This window comes from Acidovorax carolinensis, from assembly GCF_002157145.1.
Taxonomy (GTDB): domain Bacteria; phylum Pseudomonadota; class Gammaproteobacteria; order Burkholderiales; family Burkholderiaceae_C; genus Acidovorax; species Acidovorax carolinensis.
This window is the reverse complement of the sequence record NZ_CP021361.1, coordinates 489,133-510,320: the sequence shown is the minus strand read 5'-3', so window position 1 is coordinate 510,320 and position 21,188 is coordinate 489,133. Positions and strand designations below refer to the sequence as shown.

The 21,188-nt window shown below is 65.9% G+C and carries 19 protein-coding genes and 1 pseudogene; 10 read left to right on the top strand and 10 right to left on the bottom strand.

The genetic code is table 11. The features are described from left to right. Positions 1–131: 131 nt before the first annotated feature. The 4 genes and pseudogenes from lnt to CBP34_RS02445 form a co-directional block, all read right to left on the bottom strand. Positions 132–1,723, bottom strand: a pseudogene (gene lnt / locus CBP34_RS02460) (apolipoprotein N-acyltransferase). Further along, positions 1,723–2,598 (bottom strand): HlyC/CorC family transporter, encoded by an 876-nt coding sequence (locus tag CBP34_RS02455; RefSeq protein ID WP_086926505.1) that lies wholly within the window; start codon positions 2,596–2,598, stop codon positions 1,723–1,725. The pseudogene lnt and the gene CBP34_RS02455 overlap by 1 nt, the downstream one beginning before the upstream one ends. Before the next feature lie 100 nt (positions 2,599–2,698). Further along, positions 2,699–3,427 (bottom strand): GNAT family N-acetyltransferase, encoded by a 729-nt coding sequence (locus tag CBP34_RS02450; RefSeq protein WP_086926504.1) that lies wholly within the window; start codon positions 3,425–3,427, stop codon positions 2,699–2,701. Positions 3,428–3,605: 178 nt separating this feature from the next. Beyond that, on the bottom strand, positions 3,606–4,088 hold the full coding sequence (locus CBP34_RS02445; protein ID WP_087747695.1) for an Lrp/AsnC family transcriptional regulator: 483 nt from the start codon (positions 4,086–4,088) through the stop codon (positions 3,606–3,608). A 166-nt stretch (positions 4,089–4,254) separates the two neighbouring features. Here CBP34_RS02445 and CBP34_RS02440 point away from each other — a divergent pair, with 166 nt between their 5' ends. From CBP34_RS02440 to phhA, 4 genes are all read left to right on the top strand, one after another. Beyond that, entirely contained in the window at positions 4,255–5,193 is a 939-nt protein-coding gene (locus tag CBP34_RS02440) for an esterase/lipase family protein (RefSeq protein ID WP_157896415.1), read from the top strand. 3 nt (positions 5,194–5,196) lie between these two features. Then, on the top strand, positions 5,197–6,189 hold the full coding sequence (locus CBP34_RS02435) for a lipase secretion chaperone (protein ID WP_094097199.1): 993 nt from the start codon (positions 5,197–5,199) through the stop codon (positions 6,187–6,189). 182 nt (positions 6,190–6,371) lie between these two features. Further along, entirely contained in the window at positions 6,372–7,493 is a 1,122-nt protein-coding gene (gene hppD, locus CBP34_RS02430; protein WP_094097198.1) for a 4-hydroxyphenylpyruvate dioxygenase, read from the top strand. Positions 7,494–7,508: 15 nt separating this feature from the next. Beyond that, complete coding sequence (phhA, locus tag CBP34_RS02425; RefSeq protein WP_094097197.1) at positions 7,509–8,348, top strand: phenylalanine 4-monooxygenase; 840 nt, start codon at positions 7,509–7,511, stop codon at positions 8,346–8,348. Between the two features lie 891 nt (positions 8,349–9,239). Here phhA and CBP34_RS02420 read toward each other — a convergent pair. Continuing rightward, on the bottom strand, positions 9,240–10,157 hold the full coding sequence (locus tag CBP34_RS02420; protein WP_094097196.1) for an esterase/lipase family protein: 918 nt from the start codon (positions 10,155–10,157) through the stop codon (positions 9,240–9,242). A 350-nt stretch (positions 10,158–10,507) separates the two neighbouring features. Between CBP34_RS02420 and CBP34_RS02415 the strand changes: the two genes are divergently transcribed. Next, on the top strand, positions 10,508–12,193 hold the full coding sequence (locus CBP34_RS02415) for an AMP-binding protein (RefSeq protein ID WP_094097195.1): 1,686 nt from the start codon (positions 10,508–10,510) through the stop codon (positions 12,191–12,193). Positions 12,194–12,339: 146 nt separating this feature from the next. Beyond that, complete coding sequence (locus CBP34_RS02410; RefSeq protein WP_094097194.1) at positions 12,340–13,269, top strand: MBL fold metallo-hydrolase; 930 nt, start codon at positions 12,340–12,342, stop codon at positions 13,267–13,269. A gap of 127 nt (positions 13,270–13,396) precedes the next feature. On the opposite strand, the gene CBP34_RS02405 is transcribed toward CBP34_RS02410, so the two are convergent. Further along, positions 13,397–15,382, bottom strand: a complete 1,986-nt coding sequence (locus CBP34_RS02405) for a lytic transglycosylase domain-containing protein (protein WP_094097193.1) — start codon at positions 15,380–15,382, stop codon at positions 13,397–13,399. A 14-nt stretch (positions 15,383–15,396) separates the two neighbouring features. On the opposite strand from CBP34_RS02405, the gene CBP34_RS02400 reads away from it, so the two are divergent. Next, positions 15,397–15,969 (top strand): 5-formyltetrahydrofolate cyclo-ligase, encoded by a 573-nt coding sequence (locus CBP34_RS02400; protein ID WP_086911225.1) that lies wholly within the window; start codon positions 15,397–15,399, stop codon positions 15,967–15,969. Between the two features lie 129 nt (positions 15,970–16,098). Further along, positions 16,099–16,782: a glutathione S-transferase family protein gene (locus CBP34_RS02395; RefSeq protein ID WP_094097192.1), complete on the top strand. Its 684-nt coding sequence runs from the start codon at positions 16,099–16,101 to the stop codon at positions 16,780–16,782. An 8-nt stretch (positions 16,783–16,790) separates the two neighbouring features. On the opposite strand, the gene CBP34_RS02390 is transcribed toward CBP34_RS02395, so the two are convergent. Then, a complete protein-coding gene (locus CBP34_RS02390; protein ID WP_094097191.1) occupies positions 16,791–17,246 on the bottom strand; it encodes a hypothetical protein in 456 nt (151 codons plus the stop codon). A gap of 45 nt (positions 17,247–17,291) precedes the next feature. On the opposite strand from CBP34_RS02390, the gene CBP34_RS02385 reads away from it, so the two are divergent. Beyond that, a complete protein-coding gene (locus CBP34_RS02385; RefSeq protein ID WP_094097190.1) occupies positions 17,292–18,548 on the top strand; it encodes a multifunctional CCA addition/repair protein in 1,257 nt (418 codons plus the stop codon). On the opposite strand, the gene trxC is transcribed toward CBP34_RS02385, so the two are convergent. The 3 genes from trxC to CBP34_RS02370 all read right to left on the bottom strand — a co-directional run bounded on the left by trxC (position 18,549) and on the right by CBP34_RS02370 (position 20,389). After that, positions 18,549–18,989 (bottom strand): thioredoxin TrxC, encoded by a 441-nt coding sequence (trxC, locus tag CBP34_RS02380; RefSeq protein ID WP_094097189.1) that lies wholly within the window; start codon positions 18,987–18,989, stop codon positions 18,549–18,551. Between the two features lie 76 nt (positions 18,990–19,065). Further along, complete coding sequence (locus tag CBP34_RS02375) at positions 19,066–19,260, bottom strand: DUF2905 domain-containing protein (RefSeq protein ID WP_086911220.1); 195 nt, start codon at positions 19,258–19,260, stop codon at positions 19,066–19,068. A gap of 13 nt (positions 19,261–19,273) precedes the next feature. Continuing rightward, a complete protein-coding gene (locus CBP34_RS02370; protein ID WP_094097188.1) occupies positions 19,274–20,389 on the bottom strand; it encodes a class I SAM-dependent methyltransferase in 1,116 nt (371 codons plus the stop codon). Positions 20,390–20,398: 9 nt separating this feature from the next. Here CBP34_RS02370 and CBP34_RS02365 point away from each other — a divergent pair, with 9 nt between their 5' ends. After that, positions 20,399–21,184, top strand: a complete 786-nt coding sequence (locus CBP34_RS02365) for an SDR family oxidoreductase (protein ID WP_094097187.1) — start codon at positions 20,399–20,401, stop codon at positions 21,182–21,184. Positions 21,185–21,188: the final 4 nt, after the last annotated feature.

Genomic DNA, 21,188 nt, shown 5'->3' with positions numbered 1-21,188 from the left:
TATCAAGGCACATCCAGGCCGAACACCCGCAGCCCCGCCGATTGACCTGCCCGCCGACCACGCCAGCCCCACCCGGCATGACCTGGATCAATGCCGGCCATGCCGTGCGGCCGCATGCCGTGGCGTTTTGTTCAGCGCTGCCGGCGCAGCGCGAACGCCGCCCCGACAACCATGCAGACACCCACCAGCCACAAGGGCGCCAGACCCCAGCGCGCCACCCACCAGGCATACGGCGTGATGCCCCAGCCCTGTTGTGCGCTGAGCCCGCGCCCGTGCACCTCGCCCGTCAGCACGCCACGGGTGTGGCGCGCCAGCGCGTGGGTGACCACGCCCCGGTGGTCGATGATGGCGGTGGCCCCGGTGTTGGTGGCGCGCACCATGGGGCGCTCGAACTCCAGCGCACGCATGCGGCTGATCTGCAAATGCTGGTCGATGGCGACGGTGTTGCCAAACCAGCCAATATTGCTGAAATTGACAAACACCGTGGGCGCACTGGCCGGATCGGCAAAACGCGCGCCCAGCTCTTCGCCAAACAAGTCCTCGTAGCAGATATTGGGGGCAATGCGCTGCCCCGCCCAGGAAAAGGAGGGCTGGCCAACGGCGCCCCGGTTGAAGTCGCCCAAGGGAATGTTCATCATGGCGGTGAACCACCGGAAAAACGGCGGGATGAACTCGCCGAACGGCACCAGGTGGTGCTTGTCGTACTGGTAGGGCGACGGTTGGGCGGGCTGGATGCCCAGCACCGAATTGGTGTAGCCGCGCTCCGGGTCGCCCAGCGGAATGCCCAGCAGCGCCGCCTGTGTGCCTTGCCCGAAATGCGCCGCCAGCCCCTCCAGATACCCCGGCATGAGTTGCTGCGGCAGCAGCGGGATGGCCGTTTCAGGCGCCACGACGAGCGTCGCCTTGGCCGCGAGCAGTGCATCGGCATACCACTGCAGGGCCAGCGGCACGCCGCTGCCGGGCTGGAATTTTTCGTCCTGCGGGATATTGCCCTGCAACAGTGCCAGGCTGATCGGGGCGGGCTGCGCCGCCGCCGGTGTGTGGCACAACTCGACGGCGCATTGGCGCTGCAGCCCCGCGCCCACCAGCACCAGCGCGCCCCCGCCACAAGCGCCCAGGCGCGCAGGCGGAGTAGATCGCTGGTGCGCGCCTGCGCCAGCAGCATGGCCAGCACCGCTGCCACGAACCCGACGCCATACACCCCCACGGTGCGCGCCAGCACGCTCAAGGGGCCCTGCACATGCGCATAGCCGCCAGCACCCCACGGAAATCCCGTCCACAGCGTGCCGCGGGCCAACTCGGCCAGCAGCCAGACCGCTCCGAAAAGCATAGCTGTCAGCGCACGGTGGGTGGGCGCAAGACGCGAAAAAATCGCCAAACCGGCAGCGTAGTAGCTTCCCAGAAACGCCGCCAGCCCCAGCACGGCAACCACCGCCAGGGGCGCCGCCAAGCCGCCATAGGTGTGCATGGAGATGAAAAGCCACCAGAAGGTGGCCGCCAGCCAGGCGGTAGCGAACACCCAGCCCAAGCCGGCTGCGCGGCGCCAGGACGTCGGGCTGCGCACCAGCCCGGCCAGCACCGCCAGCGACAGGATTTGGAGCCACCATTGCGGCGCGCCATTCCCGGGCCAGGCCAGCGACAGCGCTTGCGCCCCACCCGCCAGGGCAGCAAGGCATGCCTGCATGGCCAATGCCGCCCCGGGCAGGCGTTGCAGCCGGGCCATCAGACGGCGGCGCTGTTTTCGTCGACGCGCGACACCTTGAACCAGCGCACGGCGCCGCCCTTGGTGTGCAGCACCACAAAGTGCAGCCCGCACAGTTGCAGATGCTCGCCGCGCTTGGGCACATGGCCCATTTCGTGGGCGATCAGGCCCCCGATGGTGTCGAAGGTTTCGTCGGGATCGCTGCCCTGCACGGCCACGCCAAAGGCCTCGGCCACACGCTCAATGGGGGTGTCGCCACTTACGCGGTAGGTGTGGTCCGCCAGGCCGAAGATGTCGCCTTCGTCTTCGGGGATGTCAAACTCGTCTTCGATCTCGCCCACGATCTGCTCGAGCACATCCTCAATGGTGACCAGCCCGGCCACGCGGCCAAACTCGTCGATCACGATGGCCAGGTGGTTGCGATTGCCACGAAACTCGCGCAGCAGATCGTTCAGGCCCTTGGTTTCCGGCACGAAGGCGGCCGGGCGCAGCAAAGCGCGGATGTTCAGCTCGGGGGCCCGCTGCAGCTTGAGCAGGTCCTTGGCCATGAGGATGCCGATGATGTTCTCGCGCTCGCCCTGGTACACCGGAAAGCGCGAGTGCGCGGTGTTGATCACCAGGCGCAGCAACTCGTCAAAGGGCGCTTCGATGTTGACGAGGTCCATGCGCGGGGCGGCCACCATCACATCGCCGGCGGTCATGTCGGCCATGCGGATGACGCGTTCGAGCATCACGCGGGAGTCGGCGCCAATGACCTCGTTGTCTTCGGCCTCGGCCAGGGTCTCGATGAGCTCTTCAGTGGAGTCCGGTCCAGGGTGGATGAACTCGGCCACTTTTTGCAGGAAGGTGCGCTTGTCTTCCTTTTCGGGCAAGCGCTGGGGGTGCGGGTCAGACACTGTCTTGGAGTGCAGGACGTGCGGTAGTGAAACAGCCCCCTAGGATAGCGGATTGTCGTGACACCGCCTGCGCCGCAGGCCCGTGACTGCAATGCTGGCGCTATTCGGCCGACTGGTGGCGGGCGTGCCGCACGCCCTGGCGCACTTCCTGCACGCCGGCCAGAAAGTCCCAGAACTGCTTGGCCTGGCGCTTGAGCCGGTAGTCCATTTCGGCAAATTGCTGCTCGACGATCTCGGCCATGCGGGTATCGAAGCTGGCCGGCGGAATCTGCAGATAGGCTTCAGATTCCGAGCCGTCGCGCTGCACCGTGGCCCCAGCCTTGCGCGCGATCTTGAGCATGGCCGTGTTTTCCGTCAGCGCATGGATGAACACCATGTTCACCCCCTCGTTGCGGGCATGCATGATGGCCCGGTCAAACAGGCGCGCACCGAAGCCACGTCCCCGCGCCTTTTTGAGCACCGACACGCCAAACTCGGCACATTGCTGGTGTTCGGGATGTTCGGCAAACGCCAGGTGGGCCATGGCAATCAGCTCCAGGCGGCGGTTGTAGATGCCGAAGATCTCGTCGCGATCAAAGTCGAGCTGCTCGGTGTAGCGCCGGATTTGCTCATCCGTGGCGGCATAGCCAAAACGCAGATACCGGTCAGCCGGCTCCAGCTGCAGCAGGTGCTGCGTGATGCGCTCACGGTAAGAGGGGCCCAATGCACGGATGGGCACCATCAGTGGCGTGGGTGCGGGGGCATCGCCCGCCGAATGACCGGCGAAGGGCGTCAGCATGTCCTTGCCTGCGTCCCACGAAGCTTTGAGCCAGTCTTTGGTTGCGATCATGAAGCCAACTTTAAGGGTTTTCCCTCATCTTTTCCAGCGACTTTGTTGCGCCGCAACAAAATTGGATGCGCGCACCAAAAGGCAACAAAAACAATGCCCCCCCTGATACAAAGCGCCAACAGCTACCATTTCAATAGCATTTGTTACAAAATTGTGTCTTGCCAGTCGTTCGCAGGCCTCACACCGGCACGGCGGTGGTGGCTTTCACCCGGTCCAGCACAAAACTCGTCTTGCAGTCCTGCACGCTGGGGTGTTTCAGCAGCGTGTCCATGATGAAACGGCTGTAGTGCGCCATGTCGGCCACCACCACCCGCAGCAGATAGTCCATCTCGCCGGTGAGCGCGGCGCACTCCACCACTTCGGGCCAGGTCTGCACGCTGGCCCGGAACAGGTCCATGGGGTTGCGCTTGTGGCTCTCGGTGTGTTTTTCGAGCCGCACATTGAGGTAGGCCGTCAGCCCCAGCCCCACGGCCTCGGGCTTCACCAGGGCCACGTAGCGCGCGATCACTCCGCTGTCTTCCAGGCGTTTCACCCGCCGCAGCACCGCGCTGGGGGACAAACCAACCTGCTCGCCAATCACGTCGTAGGTTTCGCGCCCGTTGTCCTGCAGGCGGCGCAGGATGGCCTTGTCCAGCTTGTCGAGGGCATTGGCATCGTTCATTGCGCAGGATTCTACGAACAAGGCCGGCGCCAAGCGCCCCTGCGCCCGGTGGCACCGGGTATGTCCCGATAGTGACGACACAGCAGCAGCAGAACAATGAACTTCACGAAAAAGTACGGTCGTTCTTTTTCGTGAAACCACAATTCAAACACCAGGAGACAAGCACATGACCGGATTCCTAGGGCGCCTGCTGCGCCGTCTTGCGTTCGCCACCACGGCCTGCGCACTCATGCTCGGGGCCAGCGCCCATGCGCAAAGTGGCTACACCCAGACACGCTATCCCATCGTGCTCGTGCACGGGCTGTTTGGCTTTGATTCGGCGCTGGGCGTCGATTATTTCTATGGCATTCCGGACGCCCTGCAGCAAGGCGGGGCGCGGGTGTTTGTGGCGCAGGTGTCCGCCGCCAACAGCACCGAGGTGCGCGGCGAGCAATTGCTGGCGCAGGTCAAGACCATCCTGGCCATCACCGGGGCGTCCAAGGTCAATCTGGTGGGCCATTCGCATGGCGGGCCCACCGCGCGCTACACGGCCGGCGTGGCGCCGAGCCTGGTGGCATCTGTCACCTCGGTCGGTGGAGTCAACAAGGGTTCGCGTGTGGCCGACATCCTGCGCGGCGTGGCGCCTGCCGGGTCGGTTTCCGAAACGCTGGCCAACAGCGCTGCCACGGCCCTGGTGAGCCTGATCAACCTGGTGTCAGGCGGCACCGGCCTGCCGCAGACACCCACGGCAGCGCTGGATTCGCTCACCACCGCCGGCCTTGCCGACTTCAACCGTCGGTTTCCACAGGCCCTGCCCACCGGGTGCGGCAGCGGTGCCGAGCTGGTGAACGGCGTGCGCTATTACTCGTGGACCGGCACCCAGCCCCTCACCAACGTGCTCGACGTGACCGACGGCCCCCTCGCCGTGCTGGGTCTGGTCTTTGGTGAAGCCAATGACGGACTGGTGTCGGCCTGCTCGTCGCGCCTGGGCAAGCACCTGGGGGACTACCGGCAGAACCACCTGGACGAGGTCAACCAGTTCGTTGGGCTGCGCGACTGGTTCTCCACCGATCCGGTGACGCTCTACCGCCAGCATGCCAACCGCCTCAAGCTGCAGGGCTTGTAAACCATGGTGATGCGCTCCCGCGCCTGGGCCGCAGTCGCCGTGCTACTGGCCGTAGCCACGGCCTCAGTGGTCTGGTGGCTGGGCGTCCAGGGATTGCCCGGTGCGGGAGACAAGCGGCAGGCGCCGGGCGGGGCGGCCGGCGCACCCACCGGCACCCGGGGCGCTCACGCCACCGCCTGGCGCCTGGACACCAGTGACTTCGCCCATCGACGCGCCAGCGGGTCCGACAACACGGATCCGCTGCTGGTGGATGGCCTGCGCAACACGCTGGAAGCCCTGCTGCTGGAAGCAGGCGACGCCAACGACCCGGCCGCGCTCAAACAGCGCCTCGCCGCGCTGATTGGCAGTCATTTCCCCAAAGCCCTGGCCACGCGCGCGCTGGCACTGGCCGAGCGCTACGTGGACTACCGCGTGGCCCTGGGCCAGTTGCGCGCGCCGCAGGACCTCACCGATCCCCGCGCCGTGCGCGATGCCCTGGAAGCACGCCACAAGGTGCGCCTGCAGTACTTTGAGGGTGCCGAATACGACGCCCTCTTCGCCCGCGAGGCAGAACTCGACCGCTACACCCTGGCGCGCCTGGAGATCGCCCGCAACACCCAGCTCACCCCCGAACAACGGGCCCAGGCCCTGCAGGCCACCGACAACGAGCTATCCAAGGAGCGCCGCGCCGAGCGCAGCGCGGCCACCGAACACATGGCGGCCGCGGCGCAGACCGCCGCCTTCAACACCCAGAACACCGACCCCTACACACGCCACGCAGCGCGCAGTGCGCAATATGGCGAGGCTGCAGCCCATGCCATGGCCCAACTCGACCGGGATGAGCAGCACTGGCAGCAGCGGCTCGACCAGTACAGCCAGCATGCCCAACAAGGCGACGACAGCGCCGCGCTGCAGCAACTGCGCAAACAGCTTTTCTCGGCCGAAGAGCAGCAACGCGTCGAAGCGGCACTGGCGTTGCGCAAGCTCCAAACCCCCGCGACCACCCCGGGCTCCTGATATACACCGCCAGAAATGCCGGACAGCCAGACCGACCAACGCCGACAACCTGCACCGTAATTTGATCATTCGCAAGATTTCTGCAAATTAGAGTCGAAAGCCTCTTGATTTCGCCAGAAACATGAGGCAGTGCGCGCCTACAGTCCATGACATTCATCAACAACGAATGCCGGAGACACCCCATGAACGCCGCCCTGCCGCAACAAACCGCCGCCCAAATCGAAGACTGGGACAACCCCATGGGCCTGATGGGGTTCGAGTTCGTCGAGTTCACCTCACCCACCCCCGGCGTGCTGGAGGCGGTGTTTGAAAAACTAGGCTTCACGCTGGTGGCCAAGCACCGCTCCAAGGACGTGGTGCTGTACCGCCAGAACGGCATCAACTTCATCATCAATCGCGAGCCCCACAGCCAGGCGGCCTACTTCGGCGCCGAGCACGGCCCGTCGGCCTGCGGCCTGGCGTTTCGCGTGAAGGATGCGCACAAGGCCTACCACCGCGCGCTGGCGCTGGGCGCCCAGCCCATCGAAATTCCCACCGGCCCGATGGAGCTGCGCCTGCCCGCCATCAAGGGCATCGGCGGTGCGCCGCTGTACCTGATCGACCGGTTTGAAGACGGCAAGTCGATCTACGACATCGACTTTGAGTTCATCGACGGCGTGGACCGCCGCCCCGTGGGCCATGGGCTGAACGAAATCGACCACCTCACGCACAACGTGTACCGCGGCCGCATGGGTTTTTGGGCCAACTTCTACGAAAAGCTGTTTGGCTTCCGCGAGATTCGCTACTTCGACATCCAGGGCGAATACACCGGCCTGACCTCCAAGGCCATGACCGCGCCCGACGGCAAGATCCGCATCCCGCTGAATGAAGAATCGAAACAGGGCGGTGGCCAGATCGAAGAGTTCTTGATGCAGTTCAACGGCGAAGGCATCCAGCACATCGCCCTGATCTGCGACGACATCCTGGCCACGGTGGACAAGCTCGGGCTGGCCGGCGTGCCCATGGCACCCGCCCCCAACGACATTTACTACCAGATGCTCGACACCCGCCTGCCCGGCCATGGCCAGCCGGTCGGTGAACTGCAGGCCCGCGGCATCCTGCTGGACGGCACCACCGCCGACGGCACGCCGCGCCTGCTGCTGCAGATTTTCTCCACGCCCATGCTGGGCCCGGTGTTCTTCGAGTTCATCCAGCGCAAGGGGGACTACCGCGACGGCTTCGGCGAAGGCAACTTCAAGGCGCTGTTCGAGTCGCTGGAGCGTGACCAGATCGAACGTGGCGTGCTCGAAGCCAGGAAGCCCTGAGCACAGGAGCCGACCATGGCCATCGAACCCGTTGTCTACGGCGCCAGCACCCGCCCGCCGCGCGGCGACTATTCCCGCGCGGGCGCCGACTACACCTGCCCGCAGAACTTTGCGGCCTACACCGCCGCCGACCATGACACTTATCGGCGCCTGTACGAGCGCCAGTCGGCCCTGCTGCCGGGACTGGCGAGCGAGGCGTTCATCGCAGCCCTGCCCTCACTGGGCATCAAGGACCACATCCCGCGTTTTGAAGAGATCAATGAGCGCCTCTACAAAACCACCGGCTGGGAGATCGTGGCCGTGCCGGGCCTGATCCCCGAGGTGCCGTTTTTCACGCTGCTGGCGAATCGCAAGTTTCCGGTAACGGACTGGATCCGCACACCCGCCGAGTTTGACTACATCGTCGAGCCCGACATCTTTCACGACCTGTTCGGCCATGTGCCGCTGCTGTTCAACCCGGTGTTTGCGGACTATGTGCAGCGCTATGGCCAGGGCGGCCTGAAGGCGCAGGGCCTGGGCGCGTGCGAAATGCTCAGCCGCCTCTATTGGTACACCATCGAGTTCGGTCTGATCCGCGAGGCGGGCGGCTTGCGGGCGTATGGCGCGGGCATTTTGAGCTCGTCGGGCGAGTTGCCCTATGCCGTGCAAAGCCCGCAGCCGCAGCGCCTGCCCTTGCAACTGGAGCGCACCATGCGCACGCGCTACAAGATCGACACCTACCAGCAGACGTATTTTGTGATTGACAGTTTTGAGCAGCTGTTTGACATGACGGCGGCGGACTTTGCGCCGATGTATGCGCGGCTGAGGGGGTTGCCGGAGTTTGCGGCGGATGAGCGGGGGGTGGTTGCGGCTTGAGTTTTTTGATCCGCATCGGCCTGTAGCGCTTATTCATCAATCGCTAGTAGCTATTTTTTTAGTAGCTTGCGCTGTGCTTTTGTTGAGGGCGGAGGCCGGGTCTCGCCCCGGCGGGCGAGGTACTTTTCTTTGCTTCGCCAAAGAAAAGTAAGCAAAAGAAAGGCGACCTTGCACGCTGCGTCCCTTCGCTTCGCTGCGGGCAACCTGCGGTGCTCGGTTTTGGCGGGGTCTCGCTCAACTCGCGCCGCTTCGCGTCACTCAAACAGACGCGAGCCCTGATCCGCAAAAAACCTGTGCTCCTCGGCGCATCCTGAAGGGAACCCGCAACCGGACATCCCTTCGGGCCATTGCTTCGCTCGGTCCAATCTGCGCAGCACGCGGCGCTAGCGCCCGCGTAGTGGGGCCGAGCGCAGCGATGGCCCGTATGGCTGTTTGATGGCTCACCCTTTCTGGCTGCGCCTGCGGCGGGGCGGTTGCGGGGTGAGCATGCGCGTCGGAGCGCGCATGCTTGCGTTATCTGACTCGCCGTGGTTGTCCGAGCGGCGCGCGCAGCGCAAAGCGAGTTCCACGGCGCACCCCGCAAGCGCACCGCCGCAGGTTTGGGGTTTTTTGGGGCCAGACACCCATTTCACTGCGGTGCACAGCACCGCACCCTCCGGGCGAGCCAAAGGCTCGGTGAATTGGGGCTCTGACCCCAAAAACCCGTCGCAGACTGAGGGTCTGCCTTTCTTTGGCTTACTTTTCTTTGGCGAAAGCAAAGAAAAGTGAGTCGGCCGCCGGGCCGAGACCCGGCCTCCGCGCTCAGCAAAAAGTTCCGAATTAACTATCAAAACAATAGCTACCAGCGCTTGATAAATAAGCGCTAAAGCCAAAAATCGCCAAAAAAAAACCTCATCCCCGCGCAATTTCCTCCAGACACGCCCCCATCACCGCAGGGTCAAACGCCATCTGCATATGCGCCACCCCCTCCACCAACCGGTTATCCGCGCCCAGCAACATCGCCGTCCCCGCAGGAAAAACGATGTTGTCGCAATTCGAATACCAGCAGATAAACCGGGCCGCGCGGGCTGCAGGCTCGTCCTGCTGCAACTGCTGCACCCAATCCCCACCCAGCGCCATCTGCTGGCCATTGACCGAGCGGCTGAAGCGCCCCGCCCAGGTGCCGCCATGCGGTGTGCCCAGCGTGATGACCCGGTGCATGCGCGCAGCGGCGGTGTCCGGCGCCAGCGAGCGCAGCCAGGCGCGGGCCACCAGACCGCCCATGCTGTGGCCCACCACCACCGGCGCCATGCCCGTGGCCTCGGTCACACGCTGCACTGCGCCGTCAACGGTGGCGGCGTAGTCGTCCATCGAGCCAAAGGCGGGCTCCAGCGTGACCGCCACGTACGCATGGCCGCGCTCGCGCAGCGCGGCCATCCACGGCAACCAGAAACCCCGGTTGCACAGAAAGCCGTGCACCAGCACCACACCCCGTCGCGTGGCCCGCTGGCCGGGCGCCAGGGGCGGCAGCCAATCGGGCACGGCGCTGTGGCGAAAGGGTTGGCGCCAGCCGAAAACCACCAGCGCCAGCCGTGCCTCGGCCAACCAGGCCGATGCCAGTTGCCGCCATGACGGCCGTGGCGCGGGGTCAGAACGGTTCACACGCAGCATGGTCACGAACTGCAGCCCCAGCACCAGCCCGAACAATGCCAACGCGGCGGCCACGCCCGCCAGCGCCATCAGCGGCGAGCGGGGCCACTGCCATGCCAGCCAGGCGATCGTGGCCAACAGGTTGAAGATCACCACGGCTTGCTGCCAGCGTGCGTTCATGGATTCGGGGTGTTGTAATGAAGCAGCCCGCATTGTGCGGCCTGGCACCTTCAGCACTGCATGGATACGGCCCACCCCGTCCGCCAATGCGTGGCCGATGTCATTGAGTTGCGCATCCCCCACGCCGCGGTTTGCGGCGTTTTTTCACGGTCTCTGCAACGACCGAGAGACCCTGCAGATGCGCTGACTGCTGCACGCCAACCCTGTCGCCTGCGAGACGGAACTGGCACGCACCCTAGGACAAGCCCGATAGCCGAACCCGCGCCCCCGCTCCGACAATCTGGGCCCACACTTCCTAGATCGTGAACACGTTCTTAGAACCTGCCCACCGGAGCACCCGAGGACACCGCATGGAAAAAATCTGGCTCAAAAGCTACCCCCCGGGGGTTCCCCACGATGTGCAGCCCGAGCAGTACCGCTCGGTGGCGCACCTGCTGGAAGAATCCTTTCGCAAGCATGCCTCGAGCCCGTTTTCAGTCTGCATGGACCAGTGGATGTCCTACGGTGAACTCGATCGCCTGTCGGCGGCGCTGGGCGCCTACCTGCAGGGCCTGGGACTCGAATCCGGTGCGCGGGTGGCCATCATGCTGCCCAACGTGCCGCAGTTTGGCGTGACCATGGCGGCCGTGCTGCGCGCCGGCTACACCTGCGTGAACGTGAACCCGCTCTACACCGCCCGCGAGCTGGAGCACCAGCTCAAGGACTCGGGCGCCACAGCCATCGTGATCCTTGAGAATTTCGCCCACACCCTGAGCGAAATCGTCGAGCACACCGCCGTGCAGCATGTGGTGATGGCATCCATGGGCGACCTGCTGGGCCATGTGTATGGCCCGTGGATCACCTTTGCCGTGCGGCATCTCGCCAAGATGGTGCCGGCCTACGAGCTGCCCCTGTCCAACGGGCGCAAGGTCGTCACGTTCAAGAAGGCGCTGGCGCAGGGCGAGCGCCGCACGCTGGCCCCCAGCCAGGCCACGCTCGACTCCACCGCCTTCTTGCAATACACGGGCGGCACCACCGGCCTGTCGAAAGGGGCGGTGCTGACCCACCGCAATATCGTGGCCGCCACACTGCAGGCCGAGGCCTGGTTCACACCCGCCTTGTCAAAGGTGGGCGACCTCAGCCGCGCCAACAGCATTGCCGCGCTGCCGCTGTACCACATCTTCGCGCTCACGCTGTGCCTGCTGGCCATCCGCCAGGGCTCCAGCCTCACGCTGATTCCCAACCCGCGCGACATTCCGAAATTCGTCGAGGTGCTCAAAAAGCGCCCCTTTCACATGCTGCCCGCCGTGAACACGCTGTTCAACGCGCTGCTGCAAAACCCGCAGTTCAAGTCGATCGATTTTTCGCACCTGTGCGTATCGCAGGCCGGGGGCATGGCCGCCAGCGAAGGCACGGCCAAGCAATGGCAAAAGGTCACGGGCAGCACCATGATCGAAGGCTGGGGCATGAGCGAGACCTGCGCCATCGGCACCAACAACCCCGTGACCAACAGCGCGTTCAGCGGCACCATCGGCCTGCCGCTGCCGGGCATCGACATCGCCATTAAGGACGACGCGGGCAACAACCTGCCGCTCGGTGAATCGGGCGAGATCTGCATCCGCGGCCCCAACGTGATGACGGGCTACTACAACCAGCCCGCCGAAAACGCCCTGGCCTTCACGGCCGACGGTTTCATGCGCACGGGCGACATCGGCATCATGGACGCACAGGGCTACACGCGCATCATCGACCGCAAGAAGGACATGATCCTGGTGAGCGGCTTCAACGTGTTCCCCAACGAACTGGAGCAGGTCATTTCGCTGTGCCCCGGCGTGGTGGAATGCGCGGCCATCGGCATTCCCGATGCCATGCAGGGCGAGTCCATCAAGGTCTTCGTGATCAAGAACGACCCTGCGCTGACCGAGGACGAGGTGGCCAACTACTGCCACGCCAACCTCACCGGGTACAAGCGCCCCAAGTACATCGAGTTCCGCGACGAGCTGCCCAAAAGCAATGTCGGCAAGATCCTGCGGCGCGAATTGAGGTCAACCCCCTGAGTCGCCTGCGGCGCCTTCCCCCTTCTCTCGGCTGCGCCGGGAAGGGGGACACCGCCAGCGCGGCGGGGCTGCCCTTGCGCGGCGGTCGCTGGCTGGGCCGCGCCGGTAGCATCCACCGTGGGCAACAACGACTACTTTGATAGCTTATGACGCAACATTCATCAGCCCTGCCGCCCGAAATCACCGTTTTTGAACGCGGCTGGCTGTCGTCGAACAATGTCCTGTTTGCCGGGCAGCGTTCGGGGTCGGCGCTGGTGGACACCGGTTACTGCACGCACAGTGCGCAAACGCTGGCGCTGGTGCAGTCGTCGCTGGAGGGGCGGCCGCTCGAGCGCATCCTCAACACCCACCTGCACAGCGACCACTGCGGCGGCAACGCCGCGCTGCAGCAGGCCTGGCCGGGCGCTGAAACCGCCATCCCGCCGGGGCAGGCCGCGCATGTGCGCCAATGGGACGCCTATGCGCTGAGCTACATCCCCACCGGCCAGGAATGCCCGCCCTTTCGCCATGACACCTTGCTGCAGCCCGGCACCACCACGCTGCTGGGCGACAGGCCCTGGCAGGTGCACGCCGCGCCGGGGCATGACCCGCACTCGGTGGTGCTGTTCGAGCCGCACAACGGCATCCTGATCTCGGCCGATGCGCTGTGGGAAAACGGCTTTGGCGTGGTCTTCCCCGAGCTGGAGGGCGAAAGCGCCTTTGCCGATGTGGCCGCCACGCTCGATGTGATCGAAAAGCTCGCGCCGCAGGTGGTGATCCCGGGCCACGGGCCGGTGTTTACCGACGCGGCCCGCGCCCTGGACGGCGCCCGCCGCCGCCTGGACGGCTTCGCCCGCAACCCGGCCAAACATGCGCTCTACGCCGCCAAGGTGTTGCTCAAGTACAAGCTGCTCGAATGGCAGCAGATTGCGCTGGCCGACCTGCTCGCCTGGGCACGGGCCACGCCCTATTTCGGCATGCTGCACACCCGCCACTTTGCCGACCAGGCCGAGGCCGATTGGCTGCAAAGCCTGGCCGCCGACCTGGTGCGGTCCGGCGCCGCCCTGCGCCAGGGCGAGTGGCTGCACAACGCCTGACGCCGCAGGGCGCGGGGCAGCGCAGCAGCAGCAAAACCCCGGCACCAAAACAGGCGCTAGCGCTTATGCAGAAAGCGCCAGCAGCTATTCAATCAATAGCAAACGTTCACACCCCGCGTGCGGGGCTTCAGGGCAGGTCCTGGTTCACCTCGGGCGCAGTGGCGTCGCGCGGCCCCACCGTGCCCAGGCGGCTTTTGAGTGACTGTGGCTGGCCCGTCAGCATGGCGGCGTAGTTGGTGGTGTTGGCCAGCACCTTTTTCACGTAGTCGCGCGTTTCGGCAAAGGGCACGTTTTCGGCCCAGATGGCGGCGTCGAGCACCGGGCCGTTGCGCCAGCTGCGCGGACGGCCGGGGCCGGCGTTGTAGGCCGCGGCGGCCATGGGCATGGAACCGGCGAAATCGTCGAGCGCCAGCTTGAGGTAGGCCGTGCCGATGGTGATGTTGGTTTCGTGGTCGTTGATCTGGTCGGCCGTGAAGTTCGTCAACCCGATCTTTCGGGCCGTCCAGCGGGCCGTGGCCGGCATCACCTGCATGAGGCCCGAGGCACCCACATGCGAGCGCGCATCCATCACAAAACGGCTTTCCTGGCGGATCAGGCCATACACATAGGCCGGGTCCAGGCCGATGCCCTGGGCGCGCTCCACCACGGCGTTGCGAAACGGCGTGGGAAAGCGCTGCGTGGTGTCGGTGACGGTCTTGGTGCGTTCGCTGGTGTTGATGCAGCGGTCCCACACCTCGCGCTGGCAGGCAAAGTCGGCCGCGGCCAGCAGCTCGCGGTCGGCCATGCCGCCGGGAGTGTGCAGGTTGGTGGTGTAGTTCCACTCGCGCACGCCTTCGCTGCGCAGGCCCAGCAAAATGGCGTAAAGGCCGCGGTTGAGGCCCGGGTTGGCGCGGGCAGCGGCCTTTTCTTCGGCGGTTAGCGGCGCGGGCGCGGGCGGCGTGGTGATGCGCTGGCCCAGCTCTTCCAGCGCCAGCTGTTCATAGAAACCGCGCGTTCCGGCAATGCCCTCCAGCAACTGCCGCGCTTCGGCGCGCTCGGCCTCGCTGGGCTTGGCGGCCAGCAGGGCGCGGGCTTTCCAGTACACCCAGGTGCTTTCCTGGCGGGCCTCGTCGCTCATGGCGTCCACGGTATTGCCCACGGTCTTCCACTGGCCGGCGCGCAAGGCGGCGCGCACCTTCCAGCCCAGCAGGTCGTCGTTCAGGTGGCTGTTGCGCGTCACGTTGGAGAAATAGCCGTGTGCGCTGCCCAAGAGCTTCTGCGCAGCGGACTTGCCAATGACACCCCAGGCCCAGTTGCGCTCCTCGGCCGAGAGGTACTCGCTCCATTTGCTGTCGAGCTGGTGCGCAGCGTTGTCAGGGTCGCCGGCGGCCAGCTTGATCAACGCGAGCAGCACCAGTTCCTGGCGCACCCTGCTGCCGGCCGTGTTGCGCGCCAACAGGTATTTGGTGGGCGCGTCCAGCGCCTCCTTGAGCTGCCCCAGCGCCTCGGGCGCAACGATCTCCACCGCGGCCCGCACCGCGCGCGGGCGGTTGGCCTCGGCGCCCAGTCGGGCCTTGCGCCAGACGTCCAGGGCCGAGAGCTTCTTGTAGCTGAAGAACTCGCTGGCCGCGTGGGTGCAGCCATCGTCCGCATCGCGCAGCGCGTACCAATTGCGGCGCACATCGTCGGCGGCGCTGGCAGGCGCCTTGCCCTTGATCTGGTCGATCAGCAGGGCGTAGCAGCGCACCTCGCGGTCGTCCGACATGCGGTAGCTGGGATGCTGCTCGACAAACTGCGCCCAGTCGCGCCGCTGGCCCAGCAGCAGCAGCCAGTCGTTGCGCAGCCGGTCTTCCTGGTAGCTGCCGGCATAGCGCTGCAGGAAGGCCTGCACCTCTTGCGGCATGGCCTCGGCGAGACGCACTTTCAGCTCCCAATAGGCCGCCCAAGGCTCCAGCGCATGGCCGCGCGCGGCGGGCAGCAACTGCTCGAGCTTTTTGCGGTCGCCCTTGCGAAACGCCTGCTGCATTTCCAGCAGGGTGTCGTCGCCCCGGTTTTGCGCCTGGACAAGGGGCGCGGTGGCGGCCAGCAGGGTGGCGGCCACAAGGGGTGTCAGAATGGCTCTGAGTAATTGCATGGGGGAATTATCTGATGGACAAAGCAGCCCTGCGGCGCGCATTGATAGAAGAACGCCTCAACTTGCCCGACCGCCTACAGCGCGCCGACCTGTTACAACAAGTCATGCGCATCTGGCTGGTGAACCGGCCCGACACCGTGATCGGCGCCTACTGGCCCATCAAGGGCGAGTTCGACCCCCTGCCCGCCCTGCACCGCTGGAAGGAAGACGGTGAGCTGCTGGACGAACCCCTGCGCCGGCGCATCGGCCTGCCGGTGGTCAACAAGCAGCATAAAACACTGACCTTTCATGCCTGGCACCCCGGCTGCCCCATGGAAGAGGACGCCTACGGCATCCCCAAGCCCAAGGACACCGAGGTCATCGTGCCGACGCTGCTGTTTGTGCCCTGCGTGGGCTATGCGGCGGGCGGCTACCGGCTGGGCTATGGCGGCGGCTTTTACGACCGAACCCTGGCCACGCTGCAGCCCAAGCCGTTCACCGTGGGCCTGGGCTTCACCCACGGCTACCTGGACGACTTCGAGCCCGAGGAGTTCGACCTGCCGCTCGATGCCATCCTGAACGACAACGGGGTGGTCTGGCCGGTCTGACTACCCCGCCAGGTCTGCACGGCGGCCTGTGATGCCTGCAGCGCATCATTCAGGCCGGTTTTTGGCATCGCTCGCGCGCCCGTCAGCCGCTAGCATGGCGGGCTGACCTCTTCATTTCAGGTGCCCACCATGCTCAAGCTCTACATCGGCAACAAGAACTACTCGTCCTGGTCCATGCGCCCCTGGGTGCTGCTCAAGCAGGCGGGCATCGTGTTTGAAGAAGTGCGCGTGCGCTTTGACAGCTTTGACGCCCAGTCGGAGTTCAAGCGCACCATCGGGGCCGTGAGCCCCACGGGCAAGGTGCCCGTGCTGGTCGATGCCGACCTGGTGGTGTGGGACACCCTGGCCATTGCCGAATATGTGGCCGAGTCCCACCCCGACAAAAAGCTCTGGCCCACGGACGCCAAGGCCCGCGCACGCGCCCGCAGCATCTGCGCCGAAATGCACAGCGGCTTTACCGCCCTGCGCAGCCACTGCCCCATGAACATCGAGGCCCACCTGCCCGACACCGGCGCCCTGATCTGGCGCGACCAGGCCGGCGTGCGCGCCGACGTGCAACGCCTGGTGGACATGTGGAGCGCCCTGCTCGAAGAAGACGGCGGCCCCCTGCTGTTCGGCGAATTCACTGTGGCCGACGCCTACTTTGCCCCCGTGTGCATGCGCCTGCACACCTACGCCCTGCCCGTGCCCGCCCACATCTCGGCCTATGTAGACCGCGTGCGCGCCCTGCCCGGCGTCAAGGCCTGGATCGACGAGGCCCTGGTCGAAAAGGACTTTCTGGACTTTGAAGAGCCGTACAGGCTGCGGCGCTGACCCGCCCGTTACCGGAACTGCTTGCGCAAAAACGGCTTGTGCCGCGCGATATGCGCCAGCTGGGCCGGGGCGATGGTGCCCCCCAGGTCTTCCTCTTCCGCATTGAGCACCTGGTTGGCATAGGCCAACGCGCGCGCCACCACATCTTCTTCGCTCACGCCCTGCTGCGCGGCCAGGTCCAGCGCCACGCGCTTCATGGCGCGCTGCGACAGCATCCACATGGCGCCAAAGGCATCCCAGGCCGCAGCGGCGTCCTTGAATTTTTCACGGTCGGCCAGGATTTCGCTGAGCGGCTTGGCCAGGATCTCCTGCAGATCATCCACCTTGGCCTTGAGGGCTTCGAACTGCGCCTCGCGCTGCAGGGCTTCGGCGGCTGCATTGGCCGCTGCGTCGGGTGCGGTGGGCACGGGCACGCTGCCGTCGGGGTTGAGCTGGGCGATGGTGAGGTCGGACGATAGGGACATGGTGGGATGGAATATACGGCCGGGAGCCCGGCCTAAACTACGCCGATGCAAATCTACATGGTGGGCGGCGCGGTCCGCGACAAGCTGCTGGGGCGGCCCGTGAATGACCACGACTGGGTGGTGGTGGGCGCTACGCCCGAGCAGATGCTGGCGCTGGGCTATCTGCCGGTGGGCCGCGACTTTCCGGTTTTTCTGCACCCCGACACGCGCGAGGAATATGCGCTGGCGCGCACCGAGCGCAAGAGCGGGCGCGGCTACCGCGGCTTTGTGGTGGAAAGCTCGCCCGACGTGACGCTGGAGGAAGACCTGGCCCGGCGCGACCTTACTATCAATGCGATAGCTGTTAGCGCAGAACCATCAAGCGCTACAGGCCATTTTGATCCTTATGATGGCGAAAGCGACCTGCGCGACCGCGTGCTGCGCCATGTCACCGACTCGTTTCGCGAAGACCCGGTGCGCATCCTGCGCGTGGCGCGCTTTGCCGCGCGCTTCACCGACTTCACGGTGGCGCCCGAGACGATGCAGCTCATGCGCGAGATGGTGGCGCATGGCGAGGCCGACCACCTGGTGGCCGAGCGGGTGTGGCAGGAGCTGGCGCGCGGGCTGATGGAAGAGAAGCCCTCGCGCATGTTCGACGTGCTGCGCGAGTGCGGCGCCCTCGCGGTGGTGCTGCCCGAGGTGGACCGCCTGTGGGGCGTGCCCCAGCGCGCCCAATACCACCCCGAGGTGGACACCGGCGTGCACCTGATGATGGTGCTGGACATGGCCGCGCGCCTGCAGGCGTCGCTGGCCGTGCGCTTTGCCTGTCTCACGCACGACCTGGGCAAGGGCACCACGCCCGCCAACATGCTGCCGCGCCACATCGGCCACGAGCAGCGCAGCGCCAAACTGCTCAAGGGCCTGTGCGAGCGCCTGCGCGTACCCACCGAATGCCGCGAAACCGCCGACGTGGTGGCGCGCGAGCACGGCAACATCCACCGCAGCGGTGAACTGGGCGCGGCGGCCCTGGTGCGCCTGATCGAGCGCTGCGACGGCATCCGCAAGCCAGCGCGCTTTGACGAAATTTTGCTGGCCTGCGAGTGCGACGCGCGCGGGCGCCTGGGCTTTGACGAAGCGCCTTACCCGCAACGCCTGCGCCTGCGCGAGGCGCTGGCCGCTGTGCAGTCGGTTGCTACCAGTGTGATAGCTGCTCGCGCAGCGCAAGCGGGCGTTACAGGCCAAAAAGTGGGTGAAATGATCCACGCCGCACGGGTGCAGGCCGTGGCCGCCTGGCCGGGGCTGGCGCCGCTGCCCGGTGCCTGATCAGGAAGACTGCACCGAACGCACCCAGCGCACGATGTCGGCCGCGCCCATGGCGCCCGAAATGCGCGACAGCTCGCGCCCACCCTGGAACAGCACCATGGTCGGAATGCTGCGAATGCCGTAGGGCGCGGCCACCTGCGGGTGGGCCTCGGTATCGAGCTTGGCCAGGCGCACACCTGGCTCCAGCTCGCGTGCGGCCTGCGCAAACGCCGGGGCCATCTGGCGGCAGGGGCCGCACCACGGCGCCCAGAAATCCACCAGCACCGGGATATGGCTGCGCTGCACATGCTTGCCAAAGCTGATGGCGTCGAGCGCCAGCGGCGCGCCCGTGAACAGGGGCTGGTGGCAACTGCCGCAATCGGGCGCGCTGCCCAGCTGGGCCTGCTGGACGCGGTTGGTGGTGTGGCAGTGGGGGCAGACGATGTGCAGGGCTTCGGTCATGGCGGGGCTTTCAGGGCGACTTCTTTCGGACATCGGGCCGTGGGCCGCGAAATTCAAGGCGCAGCGAAGATGCGCGTCAAAGCCACTTCACCGCCAGGCTCAGCAAAAAACTCAGCAGCACCGTACTGGCCAGCGGAATGAACCACTCGCGCCCGAACAGCCGAAAGCGGAAATCCCCCGGCAGCCGCCCCAGCCCCATGCGCTGCAGCCAGGGCGACAGGCCGTTGATGAGCACCAGCGCCAGGAAGACAACGATGAGCCAGCGGATCATGGCAAAACCACTCTCACAACCGGTGCGAGCGGTCGCCGCGCACAAAGCCCAGCGCATTCCACGCGGTGCCCTTGGACAGCGCGAGCACCTTGAACAGCTCGCCCATCTCGTGTTCCATGATCAATTTAGCCGCTGTTGCACGCTGCACCTGCGGTAGCTGCTCCATTTTTGATAGCAAACCGCAGTTAATCAAGAAGTGCGCCTGCGTGGTGTAGCCCAGCACCTCCAGCCCGGCCTCCTGCGCAGCCAGCGCCATGGCGGTGAAGTTGACGTGGGCGGTGATGTCTTTCAGGCCCACCGCCACCAGCGGGTCGCTGTCGGCCAGGTGGCCCTGGTGGCACATCACCGTGCCCATGTGGCGCTGAGGGTGGTAGTACTCACTCTCGCCAAAACCGTAGTCCAGCAAGAAAATGGCGCCGCGCACCAGCCGGTCGGCCAGGGTGCGGATGAAGCCTTGACCCTGGGCGTGGATTTCGGTCAGGTAGTCGTGCGGGCCTTCGATCTCGACCGGCGGGCGCAGGTCGGTCGGCCGGTCGGCCCAGGCGAAGGCGCCTTCGTGCACGACCACGCCGCGCTCATGCCACACGCCGCCCTCGTGCCCGCCGTGGCGCGCCAGCAGTTGCACGGGCATGGCATCGAGCACCTCGTTGCCCACCACCACGCCCTCGAACTGCGCGGGCAGCGCGTCCACCCACTGCAGCTTGTGCGCATGCCGCGCCAGCAGGGTCTGCTGGCGCGCGCGCAGGCTGCCCGAGAGATCGACGATGGTGTAGCGCTGCACGCGGTCGCCCAGCGCATCGAGCAGTTGCAAAGCCAGGGCGCCCGAACCGGCGCCAAACTCCCAGACCGCGTGCGTGCCGGTCTGCGCCAGCGCCTCGTCCACCTGCAGGGCCAGGGTCTGGCCGAACAGCGGCGTCAGCTCGGGCGCAGTGACAAAGTCGCTGCCCGACTGGGGCATGGCGCCGAATTTGGTGGAATCGTTGGCGTAGTAACCCAGGCCGGGGGTGTACAGGGCCAACGCCATGAAGCGGTCAAACCCGATCCAGCCGCCAGCGGCAACAATGGCCTGGGCGATGTGGGTTTGGAGGGCGGTCGTTAAACTTGTGGGTTCTGTCGTCACGGCCTGCATTGTCCCCGAATGTCCACCACCCCCCGCCCGCGTACCGTCCTGGTCACCGGCGCCGCCCGGCGCCTGGGCCGCAGCATCGCGCTGGCGCTGGCGGCAGGCGGCTGGCAGGTGGCCGTGCATTACCGCTCATCGCGGCAAGATGCTATTGATACAGTAGCTGCTTGCGCACGACTGACAAGCGCTAGCGCCCATTTTGATGCGGACTTTGACGACGAGGCGTCGGTGCGCACCCTGCTGCCCCGGGTGATCGACCACTTTGGCAGCGTGGATGCGGTGGTCAACAGCGCCTCGCTGTTCGAGCACGACAACGCGGCCACCTTCGGCTTTGCCGCGCTCGAAAAGCACCTGCGCAGCAACACCGGCGCCCCCATCGTGCTGGCCCAGGCCCTGCACCAGCATCTGCAGGACCGCGCCGCTGCCGGAGAAGCCGACGCGCACGGCGCCGTGGTCAACCTGCTGGACCAGAAGCTCTGGAACCAGAACCCCGATTTTCTGAGCTACACGCTCTCCAAGGCCGCGCTGGAAGCCGCAGGCACCATGCTGGCGCTGGCGCTGGCCCCGCGCGTGCGGGTGGTGGGCGTGGCGCCAGGCCTCACGCTCACCAGCCATTTGCTGAGCGACGAAAAGTTTCAGCAGCTGCACGCCCTGAGCCCGCTGGGACGCTCGTCCACCGCCGACGACGTGGCGGCCACGGTGCGGTTTGCGCTGGAGAACCGGTCCATCACCGGCACCACGCTGCTCGTCGATGGCGGCCAGCACCTGATGAAGTTCGAGCGTGACTTTTCCCTGATGTGAGCCC

Bases quoted from the DNA above. Each gene is read 5' to 3' on its own strand.
- CBP34_RS02385 (WP_094097190.1), top strand. From the start codon at position 17,292: ATGCAAATCTACATGGTGGGCGGCGCGGTCCGCGACAAGCTGCTGGGG.
- CBP34_RS02375 (WP_086911220.1), bottom strand. From the start codon at position 19,260: ATGATCCGCTGGCTCATCGTTGTCTTCCTGGCGCTGGTGCTCATCAAC.
- CBP34_RS02405 (WP_094097193.1), bottom strand. From the start codon at position 15,382: ATGCAATTACTCAGAGCCATTCTGACACCCCTTGTGGCCGCCACCCTG.
- CBP34_RS02365 (WP_094097187.1), top strand. From the start codon at position 20,399: ATGTCCACCACCCCCCGCCCGCGTACCGTCCTGGTCACCGGCGCCGCC.
- CBP34_RS02435 (WP_094097199.1), top strand. From the start codon at position 5,197: ATGGTGATGCGCTCCCGCGCCTGGGCCGCAGTCGCCGTGCTACTGGCC.
- CBP34_RS02395 (WP_094097192.1), top strand. From the start codon at position 16,099: ATGCTCAAGCTCTACATCGGCAACAAGAACTACTCGTCCTGGTCCATG.
- hppD (WP_094097198.1), top strand. From the start codon at position 6,372: ATGAACGCCGCCCTGCCGCAACAAACCGCCGCCCAAATCGAAGACTGG.
- CBP34_RS02440 (WP_157896415.1), top strand. From the start codon at position 4,255: ATGACCGGATTCCTAGGGCGCCTGCTGCGCCGTCTTGCGTTCGCCACC.
- CBP34_RS02390 (WP_094097191.1), bottom strand. From the start codon at position 17,246: ATGTCCCTATCGTCCGACCTCACCATCGCCCAGCTCAACCCCGACGGC.
- CBP34_RS02410 (WP_094097194.1), top strand. From the start codon at position 12,340: ATGACGCAACATTCATCAGCCCTGCCGCCCGAAATCACCGTTTTTGAA.
- CBP34_RS02450 (WP_086926504.1), bottom strand. From the start codon at position 3,427: ATGATCGCAACCAAAGACTGGCTCAAAGCTTCGTGGGACGCAGGCAAG.
- CBP34_RS02370 (WP_094097188.1), bottom strand. From the start codon at position 20,389: ATGCAGGCCGTGACGACAGAACCCACAAGTTTAACGACCGCCCTCCAA.
- CBP34_RS02420 (WP_094097196.1), bottom strand. From the start codon at position 10,157: ATGAACGCACGCTGGCAGCAAGCCGTGGTGATCTTCAACCTGTTGGCC.
- CBP34_RS02445 (WP_087747695.1), bottom strand. From the start codon at position 4,088: ATGAACGATGCCAATGCCCTCGACAAGCTGGACAAGGCCATCCTGCGC.
- trxC (WP_094097189.1), bottom strand. From the start codon at position 18,989: ATGACCGAAGCCCTGCACATCGTCTGCCCCCACTGCCACACCACCAAC.
- CBP34_RS02415 (WP_094097195.1), top strand. From the start codon at position 10,508: ATGGAAAAAATCTGGCTCAAAAGCTACCCCCCGGGGGTTCCCCACGAT.
- CBP34_RS02400 (WP_086911225.1), top strand. From the start codon at position 15,397: ATGGACAAAGCAGCCCTGCGGCGCGCATTGATAGAAGAACGCCTCAAC.
- phhA (WP_094097197.1), top strand. From the start codon at position 7,509: ATGGCCATCGAACCCGTTGTCTACGGCGCCAGCACCCGCCCGCCGCGC.